The 22,055-nt window shown below is 69.6% G+C and carries 22 protein-coding genes, 1 tRNA gene and 1 other RNA gene; 18 read left to right on the plus strand and 6 right to left on the minus strand.

Features of this window, described 5'->3' with window-relative positions; all coding sequences use genetic code 11:
* Nucleotides 1–30: 30 nt before the first annotated feature.
* Complete coding sequence (locus C3B61_RS04520; protein WP_103459700.1) at nucleotides 31–1,050, plus strand: LacI family DNA-binding transcriptional regulator; 1,020 nt, start codon at nucleotides 31–33, stop codon at nucleotides 1,048–1,050.
* A 54-nt stretch (nucleotides 1,051–1,104) separates the two neighbouring features.
* Here C3B61_RS04520 and C3B61_RS04525 read toward each other — a convergent pair whose 3' ends face one another.
* Nucleotides 1,105–1,950, minus strand: a complete 846-nt coding sequence (locus C3B61_RS04525; protein ID WP_103459731.1) for an NAD-dependent epimerase/dehydratase family protein — start codon at nucleotides 1,948–1,950, stop codon at nucleotides 1,105–1,107.
* Nucleotides 1,951–2,095: 145 nt separating this feature from the next.
* On the opposite strand from C3B61_RS04525, the gene C3B61_RS04530 reads away from it, so the two are divergent.
* The 13 genes from C3B61_RS04530 to C3B61_RS04585 all read left to right on the plus strand — a co-directional run bounded on the left by C3B61_RS04530 (nucleotide 2,096) and on the right by C3B61_RS04585 (nucleotide 15,018).
* Complete coding sequence (locus tag C3B61_RS04530; protein WP_241990419.1) at nucleotides 2,096–3,295, plus strand: ROK family transcriptional regulator; 1,200 nt, start codon at nucleotides 2,096–2,098, stop codon at nucleotides 3,293–3,295.
* Between the two features lie 230 nt (nucleotides 3,296–3,525).
* Nucleotides 3,526–4,803 carry a multidrug effflux MFS transporter gene (locus C3B61_RS04535; RefSeq protein WP_241983721.1) on the plus strand — a complete coding sequence of 426 codons (1,278 nt, stop codon included), beginning with the start codon at nucleotides 3,526–3,528 and terminating at the stop codon, nucleotides 4,801–4,803.
* A 59-nt stretch (nucleotides 4,804–4,862) separates the two neighbouring features.
* Nucleotides 4,863–5,702: an alpha/beta fold hydrolase gene (locus C3B61_RS04540; protein ID WP_241990420.1), complete on the plus strand. Its 840-nt coding sequence runs from the start codon at nucleotides 4,863–4,865 to the stop codon at nucleotides 5,700–5,702.
* Nucleotides 5,699–7,096: a sensor domain-containing diguanylate cyclase gene (locus C3B61_RS04545; protein WP_103459703.1), complete on the plus strand. Its 1,398-nt coding sequence runs from the start codon at nucleotides 5,699–5,701 to the stop codon at nucleotides 7,094–7,096. Before C3B61_RS04540 ends, C3B61_RS04545 begins: the two co-directional genes overlap by 4 nt.
* A gap of 61 nt (nucleotides 7,097–7,157) precedes the next feature.
* Complete coding sequence (locus C3B61_RS04550; protein ID WP_103459704.1) at nucleotides 7,158–7,907, plus strand: phosphatase PAP2 family protein; 750 nt, start codon at nucleotides 7,158–7,160, stop codon at nucleotides 7,905–7,907.
* A gap of 31 nt (nucleotides 7,908–7,938) precedes the next feature.
* Nucleotides 7,939–9,105 (plus strand): hypothetical protein, encoded by a 1,167-nt coding sequence (locus tag C3B61_RS04555; protein WP_103459705.1) that lies wholly within the window; start codon nucleotides 7,939–7,941, stop codon nucleotides 9,103–9,105.
* 78 nt (nucleotides 9,106–9,183) lie between these two features.
* Nucleotides 9,184–10,461 carry a saccharopine dehydrogenase family protein gene (locus tag C3B61_RS04560; protein ID WP_103459706.1) on the plus strand — a complete coding sequence of 426 codons (1,278 nt, stop codon included), beginning with the start codon at nucleotides 9,184–9,186 and terminating at the stop codon, nucleotides 10,459–10,461.
* A gap of 136 nt (nucleotides 10,462–10,597) precedes the next feature.
* The gene (locus C3B61_RS04565) at nucleotides 10,598–11,038 is read left to right on the plus strand and encodes a DUF805 domain-containing protein (RefSeq protein WP_103459707.1); all 441 of its coding nucleotides are present in this window, start codon (nucleotides 10,598–10,600) and stop codon (nucleotides 11,036–11,038) included.
* A gap of 27 nt (nucleotides 11,039–11,065) precedes the next feature.
* Nucleotides 11,066–11,974: a hypothetical protein gene (locus tag C3B61_RS04570; protein WP_103459708.1), complete on the plus strand. Its 909-nt coding sequence runs from the start codon at nucleotides 11,066–11,068 to the stop codon at nucleotides 11,972–11,974.
* Between the two features lie 60 nt (nucleotides 11,975–12,034).
* A complete protein-coding gene (locus tag C3B61_RS19625; protein ID WP_165787989.1) occupies nucleotides 12,035–12,178 on the plus strand; it encodes a hypothetical protein in 144 nt (47 codons plus the stop codon).
* Nucleotides 12,179–12,272: 94 nt separating this feature from the next.
* The gene (locus C3B61_RS04575; RefSeq protein WP_103459709.1) at nucleotides 12,273–12,710 is read left to right on the plus strand and encodes a DUF805 domain-containing protein; all 438 of its coding nucleotides are present in this window, start codon (nucleotides 12,273–12,275) and stop codon (nucleotides 12,708–12,710) included.
* A gap of 74 nt (nucleotides 12,711–12,784) precedes the next feature.
* The gene (locus C3B61_RS04580; protein ID WP_103459710.1) at nucleotides 12,785–14,158 is read left to right on the plus strand and encodes an NAD(P)/FAD-dependent oxidoreductase; all 1,374 of its coding nucleotides are present in this window, start codon (nucleotides 12,785–12,787) and stop codon (nucleotides 14,156–14,158) included.
* Between the two features lie 77 nt (nucleotides 14,159–14,235).
* The gene (locus C3B61_RS04585; RefSeq protein ID WP_103459711.1) at nucleotides 14,236–15,018 is read left to right on the plus strand and encodes a GNAT family N-acetyltransferase; all 783 of its coding nucleotides are present in this window, start codon (nucleotides 14,236–14,238) and stop codon (nucleotides 15,016–15,018) included.
* A 45-nt stretch (nucleotides 15,019–15,063) separates the two neighbouring features.
* Here C3B61_RS04585 and C3B61_RS04590 read toward each other — a convergent pair whose 3' ends face one another.
* The gene (locus C3B61_RS04590) at nucleotides 15,064–15,618 is read right to left on the minus strand and encodes a hypothetical protein (protein WP_103459712.1); all 555 of its coding nucleotides are present in this window, start codon (nucleotides 15,616–15,618) and stop codon (nucleotides 15,064–15,066) included.
* Nucleotides 15,619–15,797: 179 nt separating this feature from the next.
* Between C3B61_RS04590 and C3B61_RS04595 the strand changes: the two genes are divergently transcribed.
* Genes C3B61_RS04595 through C3B61_RS04605 form a run of 3 tightly spaced genes read left to right on the plus strand, consistent with a single transcriptional unit; the run spans nucleotide 15,798 to nucleotide 18,104 of the window.
* Nucleotides 15,798–17,165 (plus strand): TrkH family potassium uptake protein, encoded by a 1,368-nt coding sequence (locus tag C3B61_RS04595; RefSeq protein WP_208858771.1) that lies wholly within the window; start codon nucleotides 15,798–15,800, stop codon nucleotides 17,163–17,165.
* A complete protein-coding gene (locus C3B61_RS04600; RefSeq protein WP_240632356.1) occupies nucleotides 17,158–17,871 on the plus strand; it encodes a potassium channel family protein in 714 nt (237 codons plus the stop codon). Before C3B61_RS04595 ends, C3B61_RS04600 begins: the two co-directional genes overlap by 8 nt.
* Entirely contained in the window at nucleotides 17,868–18,104 is a 237-nt protein-coding gene (locus C3B61_RS04605; protein WP_088455122.1) for a putative acetyltransferase, read from the plus strand. The genes C3B61_RS04600 and C3B61_RS04605 overlap by 4 nt, the downstream gene beginning before the upstream one ends.
* A gap of 96 nt (nucleotides 18,105–18,200) precedes the next feature.
* Here C3B61_RS04605 and C3B61_RS04610 read toward each other — a convergent pair whose 3' ends face one another.
* The 4 genes from C3B61_RS04610 to C3B61_RS04625 all read right to left on the minus strand — a co-directional run bounded on the left by C3B61_RS04610 (nucleotide 18,201) and on the right by C3B61_RS04625 (nucleotide 21,750).
* Nucleotides 18,201–19,544 carry an RNA polymerase sigma factor gene (locus C3B61_RS04610; RefSeq protein ID WP_088455123.1) on the minus strand — a complete coding sequence of 448 codons (1,344 nt, stop codon included), beginning with the start codon at nucleotides 19,542–19,544 and terminating at the stop codon, nucleotides 18,201–18,203.
* Nucleotides 19,526–19,903, minus strand: a complete 378-nt coding sequence (locus tag C3B61_RS04615) for a YciI family protein (protein WP_088455124.1) — start codon at nucleotides 19,901–19,903, stop codon at nucleotides 19,526–19,528. Before C3B61_RS04615 ends, C3B61_RS04610 begins: the two co-directional genes overlap by 19 nt.
* A 159-nt stretch (nucleotides 19,904–20,062) precedes the next feature.
* A complete protein-coding gene (locus C3B61_RS04620; RefSeq protein WP_241990421.1) occupies nucleotides 20,063–21,484 on the minus strand; it encodes an MFS transporter in 1,422 nt (473 codons plus the stop codon).
* Between the two features lie 178 nt (nucleotides 21,485–21,662).
* Nucleotides 21,663–21,750: transfer RNA gene (locus tag C3B61_RS04625), tRNA-Ser, on the minus strand.
* 120 nt (nucleotides 21,751–21,870) lie between these two features.
* Here C3B61_RS04625 and ffs point away from each other — a divergent pair.
* Nucleotides 21,871–21,967: signal recognition particle sRNA small type (gene ffs / locus C3B61_RS04630), an RNA gene on the plus strand.
* Nucleotides 21,968–22,055 lie beyond the last annotated feature (88 nt).

A 22,055-nucleotide genomic window follows, 5' to 3' on the forward strand; every position in this document is an offset into this window, starting at 1 on the left:
CGACGGCTCCATCCAGGTATCAGAGGACGCATGGCAACTATCAACGACGTAGCCCGTCTCGCCGGGGTGTCGATCAGCACGGTGTCGTACACGCTCAGCGGCAACCGCTCCATCGCCGAGTCCACCAGGAACCGGGTGGTCAGCGCCATCCAGGAGCTCGGATACCGGCCCAATGCCGGGGCCAGGATGCTCGCCGGCACCCGCACCCGCATCTTCGCCCTGACCGCCCCGGTGCGCCCCGACACCCAGGCCGGGGTGCTGATGTCCTTCGTGCTCGCCGTCGCCACGGCGGCCCGCAAGATCGACTACGACGTGCTTCTGCTCACCGCCGACGAGGCCTCCACCGGGCTGGAGCGGGTGACCTCGAGCCGACTCGCCGACGGCATCATCGCGCTGGACGTCTCCCTGGACGACGAGCGGATGCCGCTGCTGCGCGCGCTCAACATCCCCGCCACGGTCATCGGCGTGCCGGCCGACACCTCCGGGCTGGTCTGCGTCGACCTGGACTTCGAGGAGGCCGCGCACCTGGCCGTCGGCCGGCTCGCCGACCTCGGGCACCGCTCGATCGGGCTGCTCGGCATGTCACGCCTCACCTATGACTGGGGCGCGAACTACCCGCTTCGGTTCCGGGACGGGTTCTTCGCCGCGTCGGACGACCGTGACATCGCGACGGCCTTCGTGATGCCGGACGGCGACATGGACAGCATCCGCCGCGGTATCGACGAGCTGTTCAGCGCCATGCCGACCATGACGGCCCTGGTCATGCACGCCGGCGAATCCGTGCAGGTCACGGTGCTGGAGATCCTCGCGGCCCGGGGGATCTCGATTCCCGGCCAGCTGTCGGTGATCTCGGCCTGCGCGGTCTTCGACACCTCGGCGTTCAGTCCGCCGCTGGACGAGATCCCTTTGTCCGCGGAGGACTCCGGAGTACGTGCGGTGGAACTGACCATCCGCCAGATCACCGGCGACCGCACCCCGCACGTCGACCTGCTGCCGCCGCGTTACGTCGAGCGGGGTTCGACCGGCCCCGCCCCGGTCCGCGAACCGTGAGTAAAGCCCCAGAAATCTCGAGATTCTGGGGCTTTTCTCACAGATCACGAGGGGTCAGCGGGGGTCTTGCCAGGAGTGCTCGGGGGAGTAGCCGAGCAGGCGCCGGGCCTTGTCGATGGCGAGCAGGGTGTCGGTCCCGGGGACCAGGCGGGTGAGCTGCACGTTCGGGAAGACCTCGGCGGCGAGCTCGGCGCTGGGTCGGCGCATCACGGTGTCCGCGGCGGCGATGATGAAGCGTTCGAAGCCGGGCGGGGCGGTCTGCAGCGCCTTGAGCACGGCCTGGGCACCGTCGCGGCCGTCGATGTAGCCCCAGAGGTTCCACTTGCGCAGCGTCGCATCCGTCTGGAACCCGTCGAACCTGGCATAGTCCTCCGGGTCCATCACATTTGAGAACCGCAGCGCCGTGATCGAGAGCTCGGGGTCCCAGCGCACCAGCTCGATGGCCATCTGCTCCTCGAGGTGCTTCACCAGCGAGTAGGTGCTCTCCGGCCGGGCCGGGTACTCCTCGTCGACCGGGATGTAGGGCGGGTCGACGTCGAACGGCAGGCCGAGCACCGTCTCGCTCGACGCGTACACGATGCGCTTGATGCCATTGCGGCGGGCGGCCTGGAACACGTTGTAGCTGGAGAGCATGTTGTTGTGGAAGGTGGCGACATCGGGCGCCAGGCCCGGCGCCGGGATTGCGCCCAGGTGCACCACGGCGTCGAAGCCGTCCACCTGGTCGTTGACGCCGGCGAAGGCGTCGACCACCTGTCCGAAGTCGGTGAGATCGATGCGCACGAAGCCGGCTTCGCGGCTGCCGGCCAGGTCGAAGTTGATCACGTGATGGCCCTCGGCGCGGAGCCGGGCGAGCACGGTCCTGCCGAGCTTGCCGCTTCCGCCGGTGAGGGCGATTCTCATGCTGGGGAATTCCATGGACTTCCTTGTCTGGGTCGATTTGTAGCGTTCTGCAACGTATCACGCCGGGTCAGGGGAGATGCCGGGTATTCTGGGGGCCAGAGTGACTCACGCTCGCAGAATCGGGCGTCAGCCAGACGGAGGAACCGTGCAGGGCAGCAGCCATGACGACGTGCGCAGACACAACCTGTCTGTGGTGTTGCGACTCGTGCACCGCAGCGGGGCGGCGTCGCGGTCCCAGCTGACCAGGGTCACCGGACTGAACCGGTCCACCATCGCCGCCCTCGTCGCCGAGCTGGTCGATCGCGGGCTGGTCGTCGAGCGCGAACCGAGCTCCACCAATCAGGTCGGCCGGCCCAGTCCCATCGTCAGTGTCAGCGAGCAGGTCGTGGCGCTCGCCGTGAACCCGGAGATCGACGCCGTCACCATCGGCATCGTCGGCCTCGACGGTCAGGTGCACCGCCGGGTGCGCTACCCCACCGACCAGTCCCCGAGCGTGCTCGAGGCCGTCAACATCGCCGCAGCCGTGATAGACGGCATGCGCGGCGAACTCGAGGCCAGGTTCAAGGTCGTGGGAATCGGCGTGGCCGTGCCCGGCCTGGTGCGCGCCCACGACGGACTCGTGCGGCACGCGCCGCACCTGGGCTGGATCGACGAACCCCTCGCCGAAATGCTCGAGGCCGCGACCGGCTACCCGGTTCTCGCCGCCAACGACGCCAGCCTGGGCGCCATGGCCGAGCGGTTCTTCGGCGCCGGCAAGGGCATCACCGATCTCATTTACCTCAACGGCGGTGCGAGCGGCATCGGCGGCGGCATGATCGTCGGGGGTGCGCCGGCCGGCGGCATCGCCGGTTACGCGGGCGAGTTCGGGCACACCAGGGTCAGCGACAGTGAACGGGTCGACTCCGCCGGCATCCGCGGCACCCTGGAGGCAGAGGTCACCCGGCGCGAGCTGCTCGAGGTGCTCGGCCTGGCCGGAGCGGATGCCGACGAGCTCGAACAGGCGCTGCGGGCATCCACGTCGCCGGAGGTGCGCGCCGAGGTCAACCGTCAGATCGACCACCTCGCGGTGGCGCTGGCCGGGGCGATCAACATCCTCAACCCACAGGTGGTGGTGCTCGGCGGGTTTCTTGCCGCGCTGCTGGCGGTGGATGCCGACAGGTTGCGCTCCGCCGTGGCGAAGCACTCGCTCGACGCCGCCTTCGGCACCGTGCGGCTCAGCGCCGCGGAGCTCGGTTCCAACCTGCTGATGATCGGCGCCGCGGAGCTGGCCTTCGAGGGCCTGCTCGACGACCCGGCCGGACTCCCGGCAGGGGTGCCTGCCGGCACGCCCGCCGAGTCTCCCTAACCCTGCCCCCCTGCCGACCCCGACCCCGGCTGGATGGCATAACTCCAAAGTCGACCAGGCCGGGCGGATTCAGACGCACCCGGCGCCCGGGAACATGCAGAAAAGGCCGGATCCGCGCAATCTTTGCCGGGATGCCGCTGAGGTGGAATAGAACCGAGCGGCGCACGCTTTTTGCTACTGGGCGATCGCCCGCACTCCTTTCGCACGACTCCGACCGAGGACTCTTCAACGTGACTACTGCCGTCATCCCCGTGATCTCCGAGGCGCAGCTCGCCTCCACCGCCCGGCACCCGGGTGACGCGCTTTCCCGCGGGCAGCGCATCGTCTACATCATCATCCTCGGCGCGCTCACGGCCCTCGGCCCGTTCACCATCGACCTGTACCTGCCCGCGTTCCCCACCCTCGAAAGCGAACTCGGGGTCTCGGCCGCCGCCATCCAGCTCACCCTGACCGGCACCATGATCGGCTTCGGCTTCGGCCAGCTGATCGTAGGCCCGTGGAGCGACAAGGTCGGCCGCCGGTTGCCGCTGCTGCTGGCCACGGGTTTCCACGTGCTCGCCTGTGTCGGCGCCGCACTCTCGACCGAGATCGTGACGCTGGGCATCTTCAGGGTGCTGCAGGGCTTCGGCGCCGCGGCCGGCGCGGTCGTGGCCATGGCCATGGTGCGCGACCTGTTCGGCGGCAAGCCGCTGGTCAAAATGCTCTCCCGCCTGGCCCTGGTCAGCGGCCTGGCGCCGGTGATCGCCCCCGTCGTCGGCTCGCAGCTGCTGCTCGTGATGCCGTGGCGCGGCATCTTCTGGGTGCTCGCCGGTTACGGCATCGTGGTGATGGTGGCCGTCGCGATCTGGATCGTGGAAACCCTGCCGCAGGATCGTCGCACGGTGCCGGGCCACTCGAGCCTGGGCCAGCGCTACCGGGCCGTGCTCAGCGACCGCACCTTCGTGGGCGTCGCGATCATCGGGGCGATGACCTTCACCGGTCTGTTCTCCTACCTTTCCTCCTCACCGTTCCTTTTCCAGCAGGTCTACGAGTTCAGTGCCCAGCAGTACGGGGTGCTTTTCGCCGTCAACTCCCTCGGCATCGTCGTTGGCGTGCAGACCAGCTCGCGGCTGATGCACCGCTACAACGTGGGGCCGCAGAACATCCTGATCGGCGCCACCACGGTACTCGTGATCACGTCGGCAACGATTCTCACCCTCGACCTGCTGGGCGCGGGCCTGTGGGGCACCCTCATCCCGCTGTGGTTCTTCATCGCCGGTTGCGGGTTCACCTTCCCCACCGTGCAGGTCATCGCCCTCAACTCGCACGGCAGCGAGGCCGGCACCGCCGCGTCCGTGCTCGGCGCCGCCAACTTCGGCATCGCCGGGCTGATCTCCCCGGTCGTGGGCCTGCTCGGGGTCGGCACCGCCGTCCCGATGGCCTCGGTGATGGGTGTCTGCGCGATCATCTCCATCCTCAGCCTCTGGTTCATCGTGCGCCCGCGAACGGTGTCGGCGCTGACCCACTGACCCGGTCGGGTGCCGTCGGGGAACCCCGCGGCACCGGTCGTTATGGAAGAATCACCAGAGTGATCCCCAGCGCGCTTTCAGGCCCAGAAACCTCCGACCTGGCGGCAGTCGACGTGCTCCGACGCAACGCCGTGAGCGTCGAGGGCGATCCGGCCGCACCGCCCATCGTCTTCGGACCGGGCTACGGCACCAGCCAGGACATGTGGCGCCTGGTCGCACCGCAATTCGTCGGCGAGCGACGCGTGGTGCGCTTCGACCACGTCGGGTCCGGCGACTCGGATGTGTCGGCGTACGACCGCCGCAAGTACGACTCGTTGCGCGGGTACGCGGCCGACCTGCTCGACATCCTGCGTCACCTCGACCTGCACGACGTGGTCTTCGTCGGGCACTCGGTGAGCGCCATGATCGGGGCGCTGGCCGCGATCGAGGAACCGGACAGGTTCGCCCAGCTCATCATGCTGGGCCCGTCGCCGCGCTACCTGAACGACGACGGTTACGTGGGCGGTTTCGAGCGCGCCGACATCGACGGTCTGCTCGACGCTCTGGAAGTCAACCACGTCAGCTGGGCCGCCGAGATGGCGCCGGCGTTGATGAAAAACCCGGAACGCCCCGAACTGGCCGCGGAACTGGCCGAAAGCATGGCCCGCACCGACACGATGGTCGCCCAGCACTTCGCCAGGGTCACCTTCCTCTCGGACATGCGCCGGTTCCTCAAGAACATCAGCACGCCCACGCTGATCCTGCAGTCCGCCGACGACCTGATCGCCCCGCTCGAGGTGGGTGAGTACCTGCACGAGAACATCGAGGGCAGCGAACTGGTCGTGCTCAGCGCGGCCGGACACTACGCCCACCTGTCCGATCCGACCGAGATCGAACGGCAGATCCGGCGCCGCTTGTGACACCGGACGACGTCTCGCGGGCGCTGTTCCAGCACGCGCCGGCGGGCCTGTTCGCGATGTCGACCGACGGCGTCATCCGCGCGGCGAACGACACGTTCTGCGACTGGACGGGCTCTCCGCAGGACGACATCGTCGGCCGCTACTTCCTGTCCCTGCTCTCCAGGGGCAGCAAGCTGGTCTTCGAGACCCGGTTCATGCCGCTCCTGCAGACGCGGCACCCGCTCAACGAGATGTTGCTCAGCCTGGCCACCCGCGCCGGCGGCACCCGGGACGTGCTGGTCAGCCTGGTCGTGGACGATTCGGGTGCCGACGAACTGATCTACGCCGCCGTCTTCGATGCCGGGATCCGGCTCAAGTACGAGCGGGACCTGCTCGACGCCCGGCGCACGGCCGAGGCCGCGGTGGCCCGGGTACGCATCATGCAGGAGGCCGCGGCCGGCCTGGCCCCGGCCACCACGATGGCGGAGTTCGGGTCGGTGCTGCGGGTGTCGGCCGAGACGGCGACGGATGCGACGGTGTCGGTCATCGTCGCCGAATCCGACGGTCGGCTGGAGCTGGTCTCCGGCTCCCGGCCGCTGGCGGGCAGCGTCGACCTGGCCGACCTGCTACCGGTCCGGGAGTGCCTGGAGAACGGTCGGCCGGTCCTCTGCCGCAGCCCCGCCGACATCGCGGCGAGCTTCCCGACCCTGGCGGCGGGCCTGGATGCCGAGGGCGTCGAGGCACTCTGCCTGATTCCGCTGACCGAGGACGGCGCCGTCAGCGGCGCGGTCGCCTGCTGGTTCCAGCGGCCGCGGATGCTGGATGCGAATCTGCTCGACCTGCTCGCTGCCCTGGCCACGCAGGCGGCACCGGTGCTCGAACGCATCCACCTGCAGCGCCAGATCGAACACCAGTCGCTGCACGACGCGCTCACCGGGCTGCCCAACCGTTTCGCGATGCAGAGCCGGTTGGAGCAACTGCTGGCGGAGGCCGTGCTGCACGACCGAACCGTGGCGTTGCTGTTCCTCGACCTGGACGGCTTCAAGGCCATCAACGACAGGTTCGGCCACGAGGCCGGCGATGGGGTTCTGCGGCAGGTCGCGGAGCGCCTTACCGGGATCATGCGGGTGGGGGACCTGTGCAGCCGGTTCGGCGGCGACGAGTTCGTGATCGCCTGCGACGGTGTGGACGAGGAGTCGGCGCTCGAGGTGTCCCGCCGGATCTGGGACGCGGTGTGCCAACCCCTGCACGGCGTCGCGCACGGGTCGACGGTCTCAGCGAGCATCGGCATCAGCGTCTTCAGGCCCGGTGCCACACAGGCGGCCACCCCTGACGCCCTCATCGCCCGCGCCGACGAGGCGATGCTCGCCGCCAAGCGCGCCGGCATGGGCCGCGATCCTCTCATCAGGGCCTGAAACCGGGTCTCACAACGCCGGTCGGGGCCTGCTCCCACCGGAGCCGATCTACCATGGGGTGATGGACCCATCCCGAACGCCTGAGACTGAGCCCACTCCACCCGAGCGCACCGGGCCCGACGCCGCGGCGGATGCGCCCGCCCGCCGGATCGCGAGGCGCTGGCCGCTGATCAGCGGCGCCGTCGCCGTCGTGCTCGCCTTCCTGCTCGGCGCCCTGATCCTCACCCGCGGCAACGGCCGCCCGATCGAGGCCGACGCGGAGTGGATGGAGGAGATCCTCGAGCACCGCTCCCCGGTCTGGGAGGTCCCGGCGCTGGTGATGAACTTCCTCGGCGCCGGCATCGCCGGGGTGATCGTGATCCCCTTGCTGATCGTGGTGACCCTGCTTGTGCTCCGGCGGCCCTGGGCGGCACTCTACTTCGTGATCGCCACCGTGGTCAGCGCCGGCCTGGTACAGCTGCTGAAGACCCTCTTCGGCCGGGCCCGCCCCGAAGACATGCTGATCACGTCGGACTTCGGTTCCTTCCCCTCGGGGCACGTTGCCAACGCCGCCACCATGGCAGTGGCGCTCGGGATCATTTTCCCGTGGCTGTGGGTGTGGATCGCCGGTGCCGTGTACACGGTCGCCATGATGGTCAGCCGCACCTACCTCGGCGCGCACTGGCTCACCGACACCATCGGCGGGCTGCTGCTCGGCGCCGGCGTGGCTGTGGTCCTGTGGGCGCCGCTGGCGGCCAAGCTCGACGGCGAGAACACCATAGCCAGGCGGCGGGCGGCCGCACCAGCGAAGGCACCAGAGTCCAACCGGTGATCCACCGGGACTCACCGATCGGGAACCGGAGATGACCGCATCGGGCGGCGCCGGGCTGCCCGACCGTGCCGATGACTCCCTGGTCAATCCTGCCGGGCTGTACGTTCTGCGGGCCCGGGCAATCCCGGGTGGCCGAGTCGAGGTCGGCGGGTTCGCGACCTTCCAGACCGTGCGCGTGCGGGTGGATGGGGTGAGTTCCCAGGGCCAGATCGAAATTTTCGGTGATCTCCCGCCACACGGGGTCTACGGGCGCCACGACGACCCGCAGGTGAACGGGGTGTTCGGCCGGGTGGACTTCGGCTGGCTGAGCCGGTTCTGGCTGACCCGCACGTCGACCTTCGACACCATCGACGAGACCACCCCGCGGCCCGGCGTGCTGGCGCAGATCGATGGGCTGGAGGTCGGCCTGGCCGACACCTGCGGCACCGTGAGCCTGGCCGGGGTACCGCAGCTGCAACTGATCTGGCTGGGTGCGGGCGAGCCGGCCGGCGACGGCTGGGCACTGGATGGTTACGGGGCGTTCACGAAGCTGGTGGACCGTAGCCTGGTTTCGGTGGTGCGCCACGTGGAGTGGACGGCCATCTGGCGGGATCTCACGGTGCAGGTGGCGACCATCCGCAACGGACGGGCGGTGATCTTCGCCCCGAAGGGCGGGTTGCCGCCGTTCGATGCTCCAGAGATCGCGCGTGCCGAGAACATCCACAGCGGCTGGTCGGCCGTCGTTCCGTTCGAGCAGCTGAGCCTGCGGTCGTGGACCTCCACCGAGCGTCCGCTGGGTGCCGGAGTCGTGGCCGACTGCGTGGGCCTGGTGCGGGGGCGCTCTGCGCTGGTCGCGCGCCCCGCAGGGCCATCCGGGCCCGGCGAGGACCCGGTGCCGGCCCCGGGGAGCGAGATCGTCGCCAAGAAAGGTCGGGGCCAGACCGTCACCGACGATTTCGTCGTCCTTCCGTATTCCCGCTATGGGCGTGCGTGGGATTGGCGGGTGACCGTTGACGAGAGCGAGGTGTCCGACCTCCGGCAGGTGACCGCGACCACCACCTGGCAGGGCCAGACCTACACCGTCGAGGGTGGCGATGACAGCGGGGCACTCGTGTACCTCAACCGCACCTCGGTCGACGTGAACGAGACGACACCCTTCGTCTACACGGCGCAGCCCGCCGATCGAAGTGTTCTGCCCGTCGACTCCATCTTCTGGTAACGGCGGGAACCATCCGGCTGGCAGACGGATGTGGGCCGGAGGGCTGACATCCCGGCCCCCGCACGCTAGCTTCGGGGAATGAAGATCCTTCTCGTTGGGGCGGGTGGCGTCGGTGACGCCTTCGCGAAGATCATTGCCCGCCGTTCCTTCTACGAGCACGTCGTGGTGAGCGACTACGACCTGGGCCGGGCGGAGCGCACGATCGCGTCGATCGCCGCCCGCCACGGCGGGGAGACCGCCGCCCGGTTCACGGCGGCGCAGATCGACGCATCCGACCCCGAGGTGGTGACCCGGGTGGCACGCGAGCACGGGGTCACCCACGTGATGAATGCCGTGGAACCGAAGTTCGTGCAGAGCATCTTCACGGGTGCGCTGGCCGCCGGCGCCGACTACCTCGACATGGCGATGAGCCTGAGCGAGCCGCATCCGACCGATCCGCACGCGCAGACCGGCATCAAGCTCGGGGACGACCAGTTCGAACAGGCGAGTGATTGGGAGACCAGCGGCCGGCTCGCGCTGGTGGGCATGGGCGTGGAGCCCGGCCTGAGCGACGTCTTCGCCCGGTACGCGTCCGATCACCTGTTCAGCGAGATCGACGAGCTCGGCACCCGGGATGGCGCCAACCTGGTCGTGCGCGACGAGGCCGGAAACGAGATCTTCGCGCCGTCGTTCAGCATCTGGACCACCATCGAGGAGTGCCTGAACCCGCCGGTGATCTTCGAGAAGGACCGCGGCTGGTTCACGACGCCGCCGTTCAGCGAGCCCGAGGTCTTCGACTTTCCGGAGGGCATCGGCCCGGTGGAGTGCGTGAACGTGGAGCACGAAGAGGTGCTGCTGATGCCGCGCTGGCTGGATGCGAAGCGGGTCACCTTCAAGTACGGCCTCGGCGAGGAGTTCATCGGGGTGCTGCGCACCCTGCACCTGCTCGGCCTCGACAGCGTCGCGCCGGTGCGGGTGCGCACCGCGGACGGCCCGGCGATGGTGGCGCCACGTGACGTGGTCGCGGCGAGCCTGCCCGACCCGGCCACGATCGGCCCGCGGATGACCGGCAAGACCTGCGCCGGCGTCTGGGTGACCGGCCTGGGCCTGGATGGTGCGCCGCGGGAGGTCTACCTCTATCACGTGAGCGACAACGAGTGGACGATGGCGGAATACGACGCCCAGTGCGTGGTCTGGCAGACCGCGCTGAACCCCGCGATCGCCCTGGAGTTGCTCGCGACCGGGGTATGGACCGGCACCGGGGTGCTCGGCCCGGAGGCCTTCGACGCCAAGCCCTACCTCGACCTGATGGCCGCTCCCGAACCCGCCGGCTACGGCCAGCCCTGGGGCCTGGACGAGCGCACCCCCGCCCCCTGACCGGGCCCGGCACGCCGGCATCCACGCTCTCAGGCCACGGATGCACCGGCCCGGGCCGGTTCGACGCCGCTGCTAGGGTGAACCACTGCGGTCGTCCCCTCCGGACGGCCCATCAAATGGGGGATTTGAGAACACAATGCTGACTCCGCTCGCGGCCATTAAGTCCGTTTTCCGTAACTACGCCACCCTGGCCGGGCGGGCGCCGCGCAGCGAGTTCTGGTGGTTCACGCTGTTCCAGGTTGTGCTCTACGTCGTCGTGATGGTGCTCGGCGGTCTCGGCGTCGGTAACTCGCCCGAGCCCGACTCGGTGCCCCCGTCGATGGCCATCGCCCTCGGTATCGTCGTGGTCGTGGGACTGGGCTTGATCATTCCGAACATCACGGTCTACGTGCGTCGCCTGCACGACGCCGACTTCTCCGGGTGGCTCTACTTCCTCGCCTGCATCCCGTACCTCGGCGTCATTGTGATGGTGGTCTTCGCGCTGCTGCCCAGCCAACCGAACGGCGCCCGCTTCGACGCTGCCCCGAACACCGGCAGCGCCATGCCGGCCTGGAACACGAGCAAGACGCTCTCCTGACGCCGACGTGACACCCCGAGGAGTCGCATGACAATTCTCCAGAAGGCCGTCACCCCGCAGCTCAGCCACGCCTATCTCACCGCCGGGTGGGACCGGGTGTCCGGGTTCGTGGTCACCGTGCCCGACGCGGCATTCGCCACCACACCCGCCCAGCTTTTCGACGTGCATGGGCTGGGCTTCCCGGGGTCGCCGTTCACTCCTGACGACCCGTACGTCGACGTGATCCGGTTTCCGGCGCGGGCGAGCCTGCGGCTGGAGAACGCGATCGGCGGCGTCGACCAGGCCACCCGGGCGCTCACCGGCGGCCCGTTCGTGGACCGGCCGCCGTTCACCGGCACCGGTTTCGCCCCGGTCGCCGGACACATCGTGCCGGTCTGGTGGATGCGGCACACCCGGCTGGTCCCCGACACCCACCTGGTGCGGGTGTTCGCCGACGGGACCTCGACCGAGCTGGCCGTGTTTCCCAACATCGCCGACGGCTGGATGGTGGACGGCGCATCCGTGGGTCGCTCGACCCCGTTCTCGCGCTACATCGGCACGTTGGCCGAGTGGAACAGTGTGCACCTCACCGCCGACGTGATCGACCAGGGCCGCCGCATCGTGTTGGCGACGCACTCGCAGCCCACCGATGAGCGTTTTGTGCGCACCGGCCGCGGCATGTGGAAGTACGAGATCCCGTTCGACGAAGCGCAGGGTGTGCTCGAACTCGACATGGAGGCGAACTGGAACGGCCTGAACCTGCGGATCGTCGACGAGTTCGCCGACACCGACGGCACCAAGCTGTACCGCGGCTGCTACCTCGACCACAACGCCGACCTCGCCGAGGGGCTGCGGCTGGCCAAGGTGGATGCCGGGGTTTACGAGATCACGGTGCCCGCCGCCAGCGTTGGCGACATCCGCACCACGACGCTCACCCAGTCGTCCTGGGCGGAGTAGCCAGCCCGCCCGGTGCCGCCGGCACAGCTCGTGCTCGACCGGCGGCGCTAGAGTCTCCCCATGGATGACGACGATTACGAGAGCCGCCCGGTCGGTTTCATGGGAAAGATGCGCGGCGGGCTCAAGGGGCTCACCTGGGTGCTGATCCTGTCCCTGATCGCCATCACGGTCGGCGCCACGTCGCTGCTGTTCCTCTTTCAATAGACCGGATGCGCGCGCCGCCCCGGTAGCCTGAAGGTGGGGGCGCACGGCCTCTGTCGGCCTGCGCCGACCCGATGGAGCCGACGAAAGAGACCCCATGCTGACACCCGCCGCGGCGATTGCCTCCGTATTCCGTAAGTACGCCGACTTCACCGGCCGGGCGCCGCGCAGCGAATACTGGTGGTTCGCGCTGCTGCTCTGGGTCTTCTTCGGGGCCCTGTCGCTGCTGCAGCTGATCCCGACCGGCATCGACCGGAACGGGTACCCCTCGCACAACTTTGAGATCGTCTACATGCTGGTGGCCCCGATCGTCGCGATCGGCGTGCTTCTGCCCAGCATCGCGGTGCTCGTGCGCCGATTGCACGACGCGAACTTCTCCGGCTGGTTCGCGCTGCTGGGCCTGATCCCGGGCGTGGGCGCCATCATCCTGCTGGTCTTCACCCTGCTGCCCAGCAACGCCGCCGGCGCCCGGTTCGACGTGACCCGGCAGCCGAAGGCGCCCGGACTCTCCTTCCAGGGCTCGGGCCTGCGCTAGGCGCCTACCGGGCGCGGATGCGGGATGATCTCCCTATCGAGTGGGACCATCCGGCAGACGAAAGCGGTGCGCGCATGATCAACGGAGACGTCTCTTTCTGGTGGAACCAGATCGGCCGGCCGGCGCCGCGGCCGCCGCTGCCCGGCTCCACCCGCGCCGACGTGTGCATCGTCGGCGCCGGGTACACCGGCCTGTGGGCCGCTTACTACCTCAAGAAGGCTGCCCCGCAGCTGCGCATCGTGATCCTCGAGCAGCGTTTCGCCGGCTACGGCGCATCCGGCCGAAACGGCGGCTGGCTGACCAACTCGGTCACCGGTGGGCGCGAACAGTACCTGCGGAGCCACGGCCGTGACGCGGCCGCCGGTTTCCAGGCCGCCATGAACGACACCGTCGACGAGGTGATCAGGGTCGCCGCGGTCGAGGGCATCGACGCGGACATCGTCAAGGGCGGCGAGTTCACCGTCGCCTACGACCGGCCGCAACAGCGACGCCTCGAGGCCGCGGTGCGGGCCGAGCAGGCCTGGCCGCACACGGATGTCGAGCTACTGAGCGCCGAGGCCGCCACGGCGCGCATCAATGTCGCCGGTAGCACCGGCGCGATGTGGCACCCGCACTGCGCGCGCATCCAGCCGGCCAAGCTGGTCGGCGGGCTCACCCGCGCCGTCCTGGCGCTGGGCGTGGAGATCTACGACGACAGCCGGGTGAGCGAGATCACCCCGCAGACCGCCCGCACCCGACACGGCACCGTGCAGGCCGAGTTCATCGTGCGCGCCACCGAGGGCTTCACCGCGGGCCTGGCCGGACTGCACAGGGCCTGGCTGCCGATGAACTCCTCGTTGATCGTCACCGCACCGCTGCCCGCCGCCGTCTGGGCCGGCATCGGCTGGGGCGACCGGGCCACCCTGGGCGACATGGCGCACGCCTACATGTATGCCCAGCGCACAGCGGATGACCGCATCGCCATCGGCGGCCGTGGGGTGCCGTACCGGTTCGGCTCCCAGACCGACTCCGACGGCCAGACCCCGGCGAGCACCATCGAGGCGCTCACCGGCATCCTGCACAGGTTCTTCCCCGGCACCGCGGATGCGGCCATTGAGCATGCCTGGAGCGGCGTGCTGGGCGTTCCCCGCGACTGGGCCGCGACGGTGGGCCTGGACCGGCAGACCGGTCTGGCCTGGGCGGGCGGCTACGTGGGCACCGGCGTGGCGACCACCAACTTGGCCGGCCGCACGCTCACCGACCTGATCCTCGGCCGCGAGAGCGCCCTGACGGCGCTGCCGTGGGTGAACCACCGGGTGCGCAACTGGGAGCCGGAGCCGCTACGCTGGCTGGCCGTGACCGCCCTGTACCAGGCCTACACGCACGCCGACCGGGCCGAGCTCACCCGCCGCCGCAGCACCTCGCCCCTGGCGACCCTCGCCGACCGGGTCTCCGGCCGCGGCCACTAGCTCGGCATCCGCCCGCCGCCCGCGCCTCGCCCCCGCCGGCCCTCGATTCAGGCGCCGTCCTGTGGTGTACTCGTGGAATGAGCGTTGCTGAGCAGAGCGTGACCGAGGCCTACAGGCTGGCCACCATCGCCGCGGCGTCGGCCGCGGTGACGGTGCGAGCGGCGGAACCGCGCGACCTCGACGGCATCATCGGCCTCTTCGAACGCACCTGGGGGGTGGGGCGCAGCCCCGACCGGGCGATGCTGCTCGCGCTCGACTTCGCGGGAAACCCGGTGCTGCTGGCCACACAGCACGGCAAGCCGGTCGGCGCGACGCTCGGGTTCCTGGGCTGGACCGACGGGGTGCACCTGCACTCGCACATGGCCGCGGTGGTGCCGTGGCACCGGGGCGGCGGCGTGGGCTACGCCCTCAAACTCTTTCAGCGTGCGCTGTGCCTCGAGCAGGGCATCACCGAGATGCGCTGGACCTTCGACCCGCTGATCCGCCGCAACGCGCACTTCAACCTGGTCAAGCTCGGGGCCGAGGTGACCGGGTTCCTACCCGATTTCTACGGCCGGCTCGACGACGTCATCTCGGGCAGCGACCGCAGCGACAGGTTCGAGGTGCGCTGGAGTCTGGACTCCCCAAGGGTGCTGCACGCTCTCGCCGGCGGACCCGTCCGGGACTGGACCGCCGTGACCAGCTGGCCGCTCGACGTGGATTTCGAGCAGCTGCGGGCCGACGACCCTGTCGGCGCCGCCCGACGCCGGGAGGACTCCAGGCTGGTCTTCGCCGAGGCGCTCGCCCGCGAACTCCGCCCCGAGCTCACGGCGGACAACGACTACGTCTTCACCACCGACGCCAGCGACCCGCTCGGCTAGGGTCCGGCCGCCGCCGCACTTCAACCCGGGGGAATGGAGGAACCGTCAACGGCCGAGGTCGGCGCCCGGGTCGAAGTCTTGCGGTGCCCGGCCGGTGATCCGGCGTTCGAACCAGTACAGGAGTTCGGGGCGCAGCCGGTTGAGCTCGGTGAGGGTCATCGGGTCCGGCACACGCACCACGGGGGCGCCCAGCTCGTCCACGACCGTGTCCATCGCGCCGCGAGAATAGAACTGTCCGCGCATCCGCACCAGGAGCTGACCGTCGGCGCCGGTCACGAAAAGCTGCGGGTGCGTGTCGATCGCGCCGCTCTGGTACAGCTCGAGAACCACGACACTGGCGACCTGCTCCACCGGAAAACTTGTCACCTGGCCGAAGAAGCCCCGCTCGGAGATGCCGGTGTCGTCGACCCAGACGCAGGTGCGCAGAAAACCGACGATGCCGACGGCGGCCCCGAGCATCACCAACAGCTGCACGATGAGGACCGGAATCCACTCCCCGAGGGGGATGGTGAGCCAGTAAAGGACGGCGAAGACGGGGGCGAAGAAGGCCAGTATCGAGAGGGTCGTCTGACGCAGCAGATGCCCGTGGGGTCGCAGCACTTGCACACGCAAGGCCGTACCCGTGATTTTGCCCACCCTCGTATCCCCTCCCCCCGGTGTACTACAGAGTATGCCCCATGCCCCGGCAACCCAGTAGACACCGTTCGGGGGGTACGCGCGATAGGGCAGGGCGAAAATCTCGTGCGCACGGGGTCGCCCAAGGGTCGTAGAGTGACACAGTGAACTCGCGGGCGAAGACGGGGCCGGGCCTCGGCCGGCCGAGATTCCGCCTGCACCCCGCCCAGGCGGTGGCCGCGGGTTTCGCCCTCACGATCCTCCTCGGCACCGGACTGCTCTCATTGCCGATCGCCAAGGTCGGCCCCGGCGGGGCGTCGTTCGCGGAGGCGATCTTCACGGCCACCTCCGCGGTCTGTGTCACCGGGCTCACCGTGGTCGACACCGAAACCTTCTGGACCCCGTTCGGCCAGGTCGTGATCCTGGTCCTGATCCAGATCGGCGGTTTCGGCGTGATGACCTTCGCGTCGGTTATCGGGCTCGCCGTGGTGCGACGGTTGTCGTTGCGCTCCCGCGTCACCGCCGCATCCGAGGTGCGCAGTGTGGGCCTCGAGGACGTCAAGGGCCTGGTGCTCGGTGTCGTCACCATCTCGCTGATCGTGGAGGGTGTCGTGGCGGTGCTGCTCAGCCTGCGGTTCCTGTTCGGCTACGGCGAGCCGCTCGGCCGGGCGATCTGGTTCGGGGTGTTCCACGCGGTGTCTTCGTTCAACAACGCCGGCTTCGCGCTGTTCAGTGACAACCTGATCAGCTACGCCGTCGACCCGTTCATCTGCCTACCGATCGCGGCGGCCGTGATCCTGGGCGGGCTGGGCTTCCCGGTGATCGTGCAACTGCGGAAGCACCTGCGGTCGCCGCTCCTGTGGAGCATGAACACCCGCATCGTGCTTGCCGGCACCATCACCCTGCTCGTGGCCGGCACGGTGTACATCACCGCCGTCGAATGGTCCAACCCGGCCACGCTCGGCCCGATGGACTGGCCGGCGAAGATCCTGGTCGGCTTCTTCCAGTCGGTGCAGACCCGCACCGCCGGGTTCAACAGCGTGGACATCGGGGCGATGGACTCCGCCAGCCTGCTCGGCATGGATGTGCTGATGTTCATCGGTGGCGGCCCGGCCGGCACCGCCGGTGGCATCAAGATCACCACCTTCGCGGTGCTGTACTTCATCCTCGTCGCCGAGATCCGCGGCGACGGTGTGGTGAACGTGTTCGGCAAGCGGCTGTCCAGGGCCGTGCACCGACAGGCCATCTCGGTGGTGCTCTTGGCCGTGTTCGTGGTCATCGCGTCGACGGCCGTTCTGATGGTGCTCACCGACCTCACCCTCGACGTGCTGCTGTTCGAGGCGATCTCGGCGTTCGGCACCGTCGGGTTGTCCACCGGCATCACGGCGAATCTGCCGCCGGCCGGTCAGGCCATCCTGATCATGCTGATGTTCATCGGCCGGCTCGGGCCGATCACCTTCGCCTCCGCCCTCGCCCTGCGCGAGCACCCGGTAACGTACGAACTCCCGAAAGAGAGGCCCATCATTGGCTAAGTTCAGGTCGTCATCGTATTCCCTGTTCGGCCAGCGGCAGACCGCCCGCCTGGCCGAGGAGGACTCCGTGGTGGTCATCGGCCTCGGCCGATTCGGCAGCGCCCTCGCGCTGGAACTGATGGACAGCGGCACCGAGGTGCTCGGCATCGATGGCGACGAGGAGATCGTGCAGGCGCACAACCGGCTGCTCACCCACGTGGTCCGGGCCGACTCCACCAAAGAGGAGACCCTGCGGCAGCTGTCGGTGCCGGAGTTCAGCAGCGTGGTGGTCGCCATCGGCAGCGACATCCAGGCGAACATCCTCACGGCGTCGCTGCTGATCAAGATGGGCATCCCCAACATCTGGGCGAAGGCGGTGAGCGAACCGCACGGCGAGATCCTGCGCCAGCTGGGTGTCAAACACGTGATCTCCCCGGAGAAAGACATGGGCAAGCGCGTCGCGCACCTGGTGCGCGGGGTGATGCAGGACTACATCGACATCGGTGAGGACTTCGCCCTGGTGAAGACCGCCCCGCCCCAGGAGATCCTCGGCAAACCGCTGAGCGAGACCAGGGTGCGCACGGTGCACGGGATCACCGTCACGGCGTTCCACCGGGCCGGCCAGGGCTGGAGCTACGCCACCATGGAGACCGTGATTCTCGCCGGCGACATCATCCTGGTAGCCGGGCAGACCGAGCGCGTCGAATCGTTCAGCCGACTGCCGTGACGGGTCCCGTCGAGTTTCTCACCGGCACCGCCCTCGGCACCCGGGTCGTGGTGCGCACCCGCATCGCCGGCGGCTACACGGATGCCCTCGGCTACCTGCGTTCCTGCGACACCACGCACTGCACAGTGGAGACCAAGCGCGGCACACTGACGCTGGCGCTCGCAGAGGTCGTCGCCGCCAAAGAGGTGCCGCCGCCCCCGCCACCCCGCCCCCGCCGCCACGTCGGCGAGTAGCCCCGCCCGACAACTGTTGCCCGTGCGCAGAAGCCCGCTTCGGCAACAGTTGCTGCCGGGGCGTGAACTGGGCGCGGCCCGCGCACGGGTTGCGGCTCAACCGGGCGGCAGGGCCCCGGCCCGACGTCGCAATGCCGCGCGCAGCCGCTCATCACCGGCCAGCTCCACCGCCCGGTCGTACGCGGCGCGGGCATCCGCTACCCGCCCGGCCTCGGCGCACAGGTGCGCCCGGGTGGCCCAGAACGGCTGGAACGACGCCGTGTCCGGGCGGTCCCGGGCCACCGCGTTGAGCACGTCGAGCCCGGCCGTCGGCCCGTCCACCTCGCCGATGACCGCGGCCAGCGCCACCCGGGCGCCCGCGGTGGGGGAGAGGCGCACCAGCGCGGTGTGCAGGGTCCTCAGCGCCGCCCAGTCCGTCACCCCCGAGCGCGCCCGGTCGCAGTGCGCCGACTGGATCGCCGCTTCCAGCTGGAACCGGCCGATCCGGCCCAACGGTTGGGCTCGCCGCAGGTAGCGCTCCCCGCGCTCGATGAGGGCGGTGTCCCACAGAGCCGGGTCCTGGTCGTCGAGGGCGACGAGCTCACCCCTGCCGCTCATCCGGGCCGGCAGCCGCGCGATCGAGAGAGCCAGCAGGGCGGCCAGGCCGAGCACCTCCGGCTCCTCGGGCAGCAGCGCGGCGAGGGTCTCGGCCAGGTACAGTGCTTCGCCGGCCAATGAGTCCGGCACGGCACGGGCATCCGGCTCGGCGCTGGCCCAGTCGATCGCGTAGGCGCCATAGACAGCCTCGAGCACGGCGGGCAACCGCTGGGGCAGGTCGGTGAGCGACGGCAGCACGAACGGGATGCGCGTGGCGCGGATGCGCCGCTTGGCCCGCACCAGCCGCTGCGCCATGGTCTGCTCCGGCACGGCGTATGCGGCGGCGATGTCGGCCGCGGTCAGGCCGAGCACGGTGTGCAGCATCAGCGGGGTGCGCACGGCCCGGTCGATGGCCGGGTGCGCGCACACGCAGAGCAGCTCGATGCGCTTGTCGGGAATCGCCTCGGTGTCGAGGGACTCGAGCGCATCAATCCCCACCGTGCCGGCGCTGCCGACCCAGGCGTCCGGCCCCGTGCGCCCGGGTCCGTTTGCTGTCGATCGGGCGCCGTCCCGCGCGGTGCCGTCGAGCGCGCCCTCCGCCAGAGGGGCACTCAGCCGCACCGCCGCGGATTTCCACAGGTCCCTGAGCCGATTGCGGGCCACGGTGAGCAACCATCCCTCCGGATTGTGGGGAACACCATCGCGTGGCCAGGTGATGAGCGCACGCTCGAAGGCGTCCGAGAGCGCGTCTTCGGCGGCCGCGATGTCGCCGGTGGGCGCGGCCAGCACGGCGAGCAGGCGCCCATAGGAGGCGCGGGCGGCCAATTCCGCCCGCGCCAGGGCGGTCACGCTACCTGGTGCCATTCGCCGTCGGTGAACACGATCGCCGACGGGCGCACCTCGATCGCCCCGTACTGGGCGGCGGGGCATTTCCCGGCCCAGTCGAGGGCGGCGTCGAGGTCGGGCACCTCGATCACGAAGGTGCCGTTCAGACGTTCCTTGGTGTCGGCGAACGGGCCGTCCTGAATCTGCAGGGCGCCATCCCGCAGCGACACCGTCGTCGAGGCCGACACGGGCTGCAGGATGTCGGCGGACACGAGCACGCCCGCCGCGTCGAGGGCCTTTCCATAGGCGTCGAACGCCGCCCGGCCCCATTCCATGTCCTCTTCGGTGATTCCGGCGTCCCCGGACTCCTGGCTGATGACGAGAAGCGAATATTGCATGAGCTGTCCTTTCACGCGTTACGGATACTGACACCCCTATGACGACTGAACCAGTCCCCAATCGACATCCGCCCCGCAACTGTTGCCCGTGCGGACATTTGCGCCCGGCGCACCGGGACCATTTGTCCGCTTCGGCAACAGTTGCTGCCGCCGCGCGGCTCAGGCGGACGGAACCGCCACGGCCGCGGGCGCCTCGTCGCGGCCGACCCGGCCCACCAGCAGCAGGCCGCCGACCGCAAGCAGCGCCGAGAGCGTGAACGAGGCCGTATAGGTGGCGGTGCCGCCCAGCGGCGCGAAGGCCACGAACACCACGGCCGTGGCCGCCAGGGCCAGCGCCGCGCCGATGGAGTCGGCGATCAGTAGCGCGGAAGAGTTGAAGCCCTGCTGCTGGGGCGCCGACAGCCGCAGCACCCGGCCGCTCTGCCGCGGCACAAGGGTGCCCATGCCGGCCCCGGCAACGGCCCAGCCGGCGATGGCGACGGCGGGCGCCAGGCCCAGGGCGCTGGTCAGCGCCGACGCGGCGATCGCCACCAGCAGCAACGCGCTGCCCAGCAGCATGCTGCCCGCATCGCTGAGAACCGTGGCATACCGCCCCTGCAACCAGGACGCCAGAGCCCAGGTGACCCCCGCGCAACTCAACGCCAGCCCGGCCAACACGGGGGAAAGCCGGTACTCGCCGGTGAGCAGCGCCGGCAGGTACACCTCGGTGGAGAGGAACGCCCCCGACACCAACCCGCGGATCGTCATCACCACGGGCAGTCCACGCCGGCCGCTGAGCGTCCCGGCCGGCAGCAGCGGACGCAGCGCCACCCCGGCCAGCACGAACGCGGCGCCGGTGCCCACCCACAGCAGCGCGCCGGGCAGCTGCGCCGCCATCGACGCGCAGAGCACCGCCGCCGCCGCACCCAGCGACCACAGCGTTCGCGACAGCCGCCACGGTTCCCGCACACCGACCGGCCGCTCCCGCTCCGCCGCCGCGATCGCAACCAGCCCGGGCCGCAGCATCCCCATCGCCGCCACCACCAGCACCACTACGCCGAGGAACACCCACCGCCAGCTGGTGTACTCGGCCACCAGACCCGCAATGAACGGCCCGATCAGCGACGGCACCACCCAGGCGCCGGCGAAGGCGCCGAAGATCGCCGGATGCATCCGCTGCGGATACACCCGTGCGACGACCACGTACAGCGACACGCTCAGCGCCCCGCCACCGAGGCCGTGCACCAGGCGTCCCACAATGAGGGCGGGCATGGATGCGGCGGTGCCGGCGATCACCAGGCCCACCACGAACAGAACCACGGCGGTCAGCACCACGGGCACCGGCCCCGAGCGGTCCGCCCAGTTGCCCGCGGCCACCATGCCCACTACGCCCACGGCGAGCGGACCGGAGAACGCCAGGGCGTACAACGAGTCGCCGTCCAGCGCCGCACTGATGATGGGCATGACCGTGGTCACGGCCAAGGCCTCGAACGCGGCCAGGAAGATCAGCGCGAGGATCCCGACGGTGACCCAGACGTGCTCCCGGCCGAAGATCGAGGCCGGGCGCAGGGGGACCGAAGGCGGCGAGGAGGGGAGTGGCACGAGAGCGATAGTAAGACCTCAACCGTGGTTGAGGTCAACCCGAGCGGATGCGGCCACAACGACAGCCGGCAGCCGCCCGCCGCACACCCGCCGAACCGTTCCGGCCCGCACTGACTGTAGCTTCGGCGACAGTTGGGCGTTAAAAACGGAAACGCCCGCTCGAAAGCGGGCGTTTCACTGGCGGAGAATGGGGGATTCGAACCCCCGAGGGCTTTCACCCAACACGCTTTCCAAGCGTGCGCCATAGGCCACTAGGCGAATTCTCCTGAGCCGGCCGAATCGTGAAGACAACGACCAGGGAAAATCTTACCTGCTTCCGGGGGCCCCGAGTGACACGTCACCAAACCGCCGGTTTTGGGCCCGGGGCCCGGACGCCCTAAACTGGCAATGGCTCCTCGCGTGGCGCTATCTCAGCCAACTCCCCCAGGACGGAAACGTAGCAAGGGTAACTGGGCTCTGGTGGGTGCGCGAGGAGTTTTACTTTGCCCGGATGCTGCCCGGATGCGCCCCCGAGTGCGCCCCGGATGCGAACCGGTCAGCCTAGCCCTATCGCCGGCGAGCAAAGGGGACC

The sequence above is a fragment of the Cryobacterium zongtaii genome, from assembly GCF_002909375.1.
Lineage (GTDB): Bacteria > Actinomycetota > Actinomycetes > Actinomycetales > Microbacteriaceae > Cryobacterium > Cryobacterium zongtaii.

Coding starts and splice junctions, on each gene's coding strand:
- C3B61_RS04520 (WP_103459700.1), top strand. CDS start 31: ATGGCAACTATCAACGACGTAGCCCGTCTCGCCGGGGTGTCGATCAGC.
- C3B61_RS04525 (WP_103459731.1), bottom strand. CDS start 1,950: ATGAGAATCGCCCTCACCGGCGGAAGCGGCAAGCTCGGCAGGACCGTG.
- C3B61_RS04550 (WP_103459704.1), top strand. CDS start 7,158: ATGGACCCATCCCGAACGCCTGAGACTGAGCCCACTCCACCCGAGCGC.
- C3B61_RS04555 (WP_103459705.1), top strand. CDS start 7,939: ATGACCGCATCGGGCGGCGCCGGGCTGCCCGACCGTGCCGATGACTCC.
- C3B61_RS04560 (WP_103459706.1), top strand. CDS start 9,184: ATGAAGATCCTTCTCGTTGGGGCGGGTGGCGTCGGTGACGCCTTCGCG.
- C3B61_RS04565 (WP_103459707.1), top strand. CDS start 10,598: ATGCTGACTCCGCTCGCGGCCATTAAGTCCGTTTTCCGTAACTACGCC.
- C3B61_RS04570 (WP_103459708.1), top strand. CDS start 11,066: ATGACAATTCTCCAGAAGGCCGTCACCCCGCAGCTCAGCCACGCCTAT.
- C3B61_RS19625 (WP_165787989.1), top strand. CDS start 12,035: ATGGATGACGACGATTACGAGAGCCGCCCGGTCGGTTTCATGGGAAAG.
- C3B61_RS04575 (WP_103459709.1), top strand. CDS start 12,273: ATGCTGACACCCGCCGCGGCGATTGCCTCCGTATTCCGTAAGTACGCC.
- C3B61_RS04580 (WP_103459710.1), top strand. CDS start 12,785: ATGATCAACGGAGACGTCTCTTTCTGGTGGAACCAGATCGGCCGGCCG.
- C3B61_RS04585 (WP_103459711.1), top strand. CDS start 14,236: ATGAGCGTTGCTGAGCAGAGCGTGACCGAGGCCTACAGGCTGGCCACC.
- C3B61_RS04610 (WP_088455123.1), bottom strand. CDS start 19,544: ATGGCACCAGGTAGCGTGACCGCCCTGGCGCGGGCGGAATTGGCCGCC.
- C3B61_RS04615 (WP_088455124.1), bottom strand. CDS start 19,903: ATGCAATATTCGCTTCTCGTCATCAGCCAGGAGTCCGGGGACGCCGGA.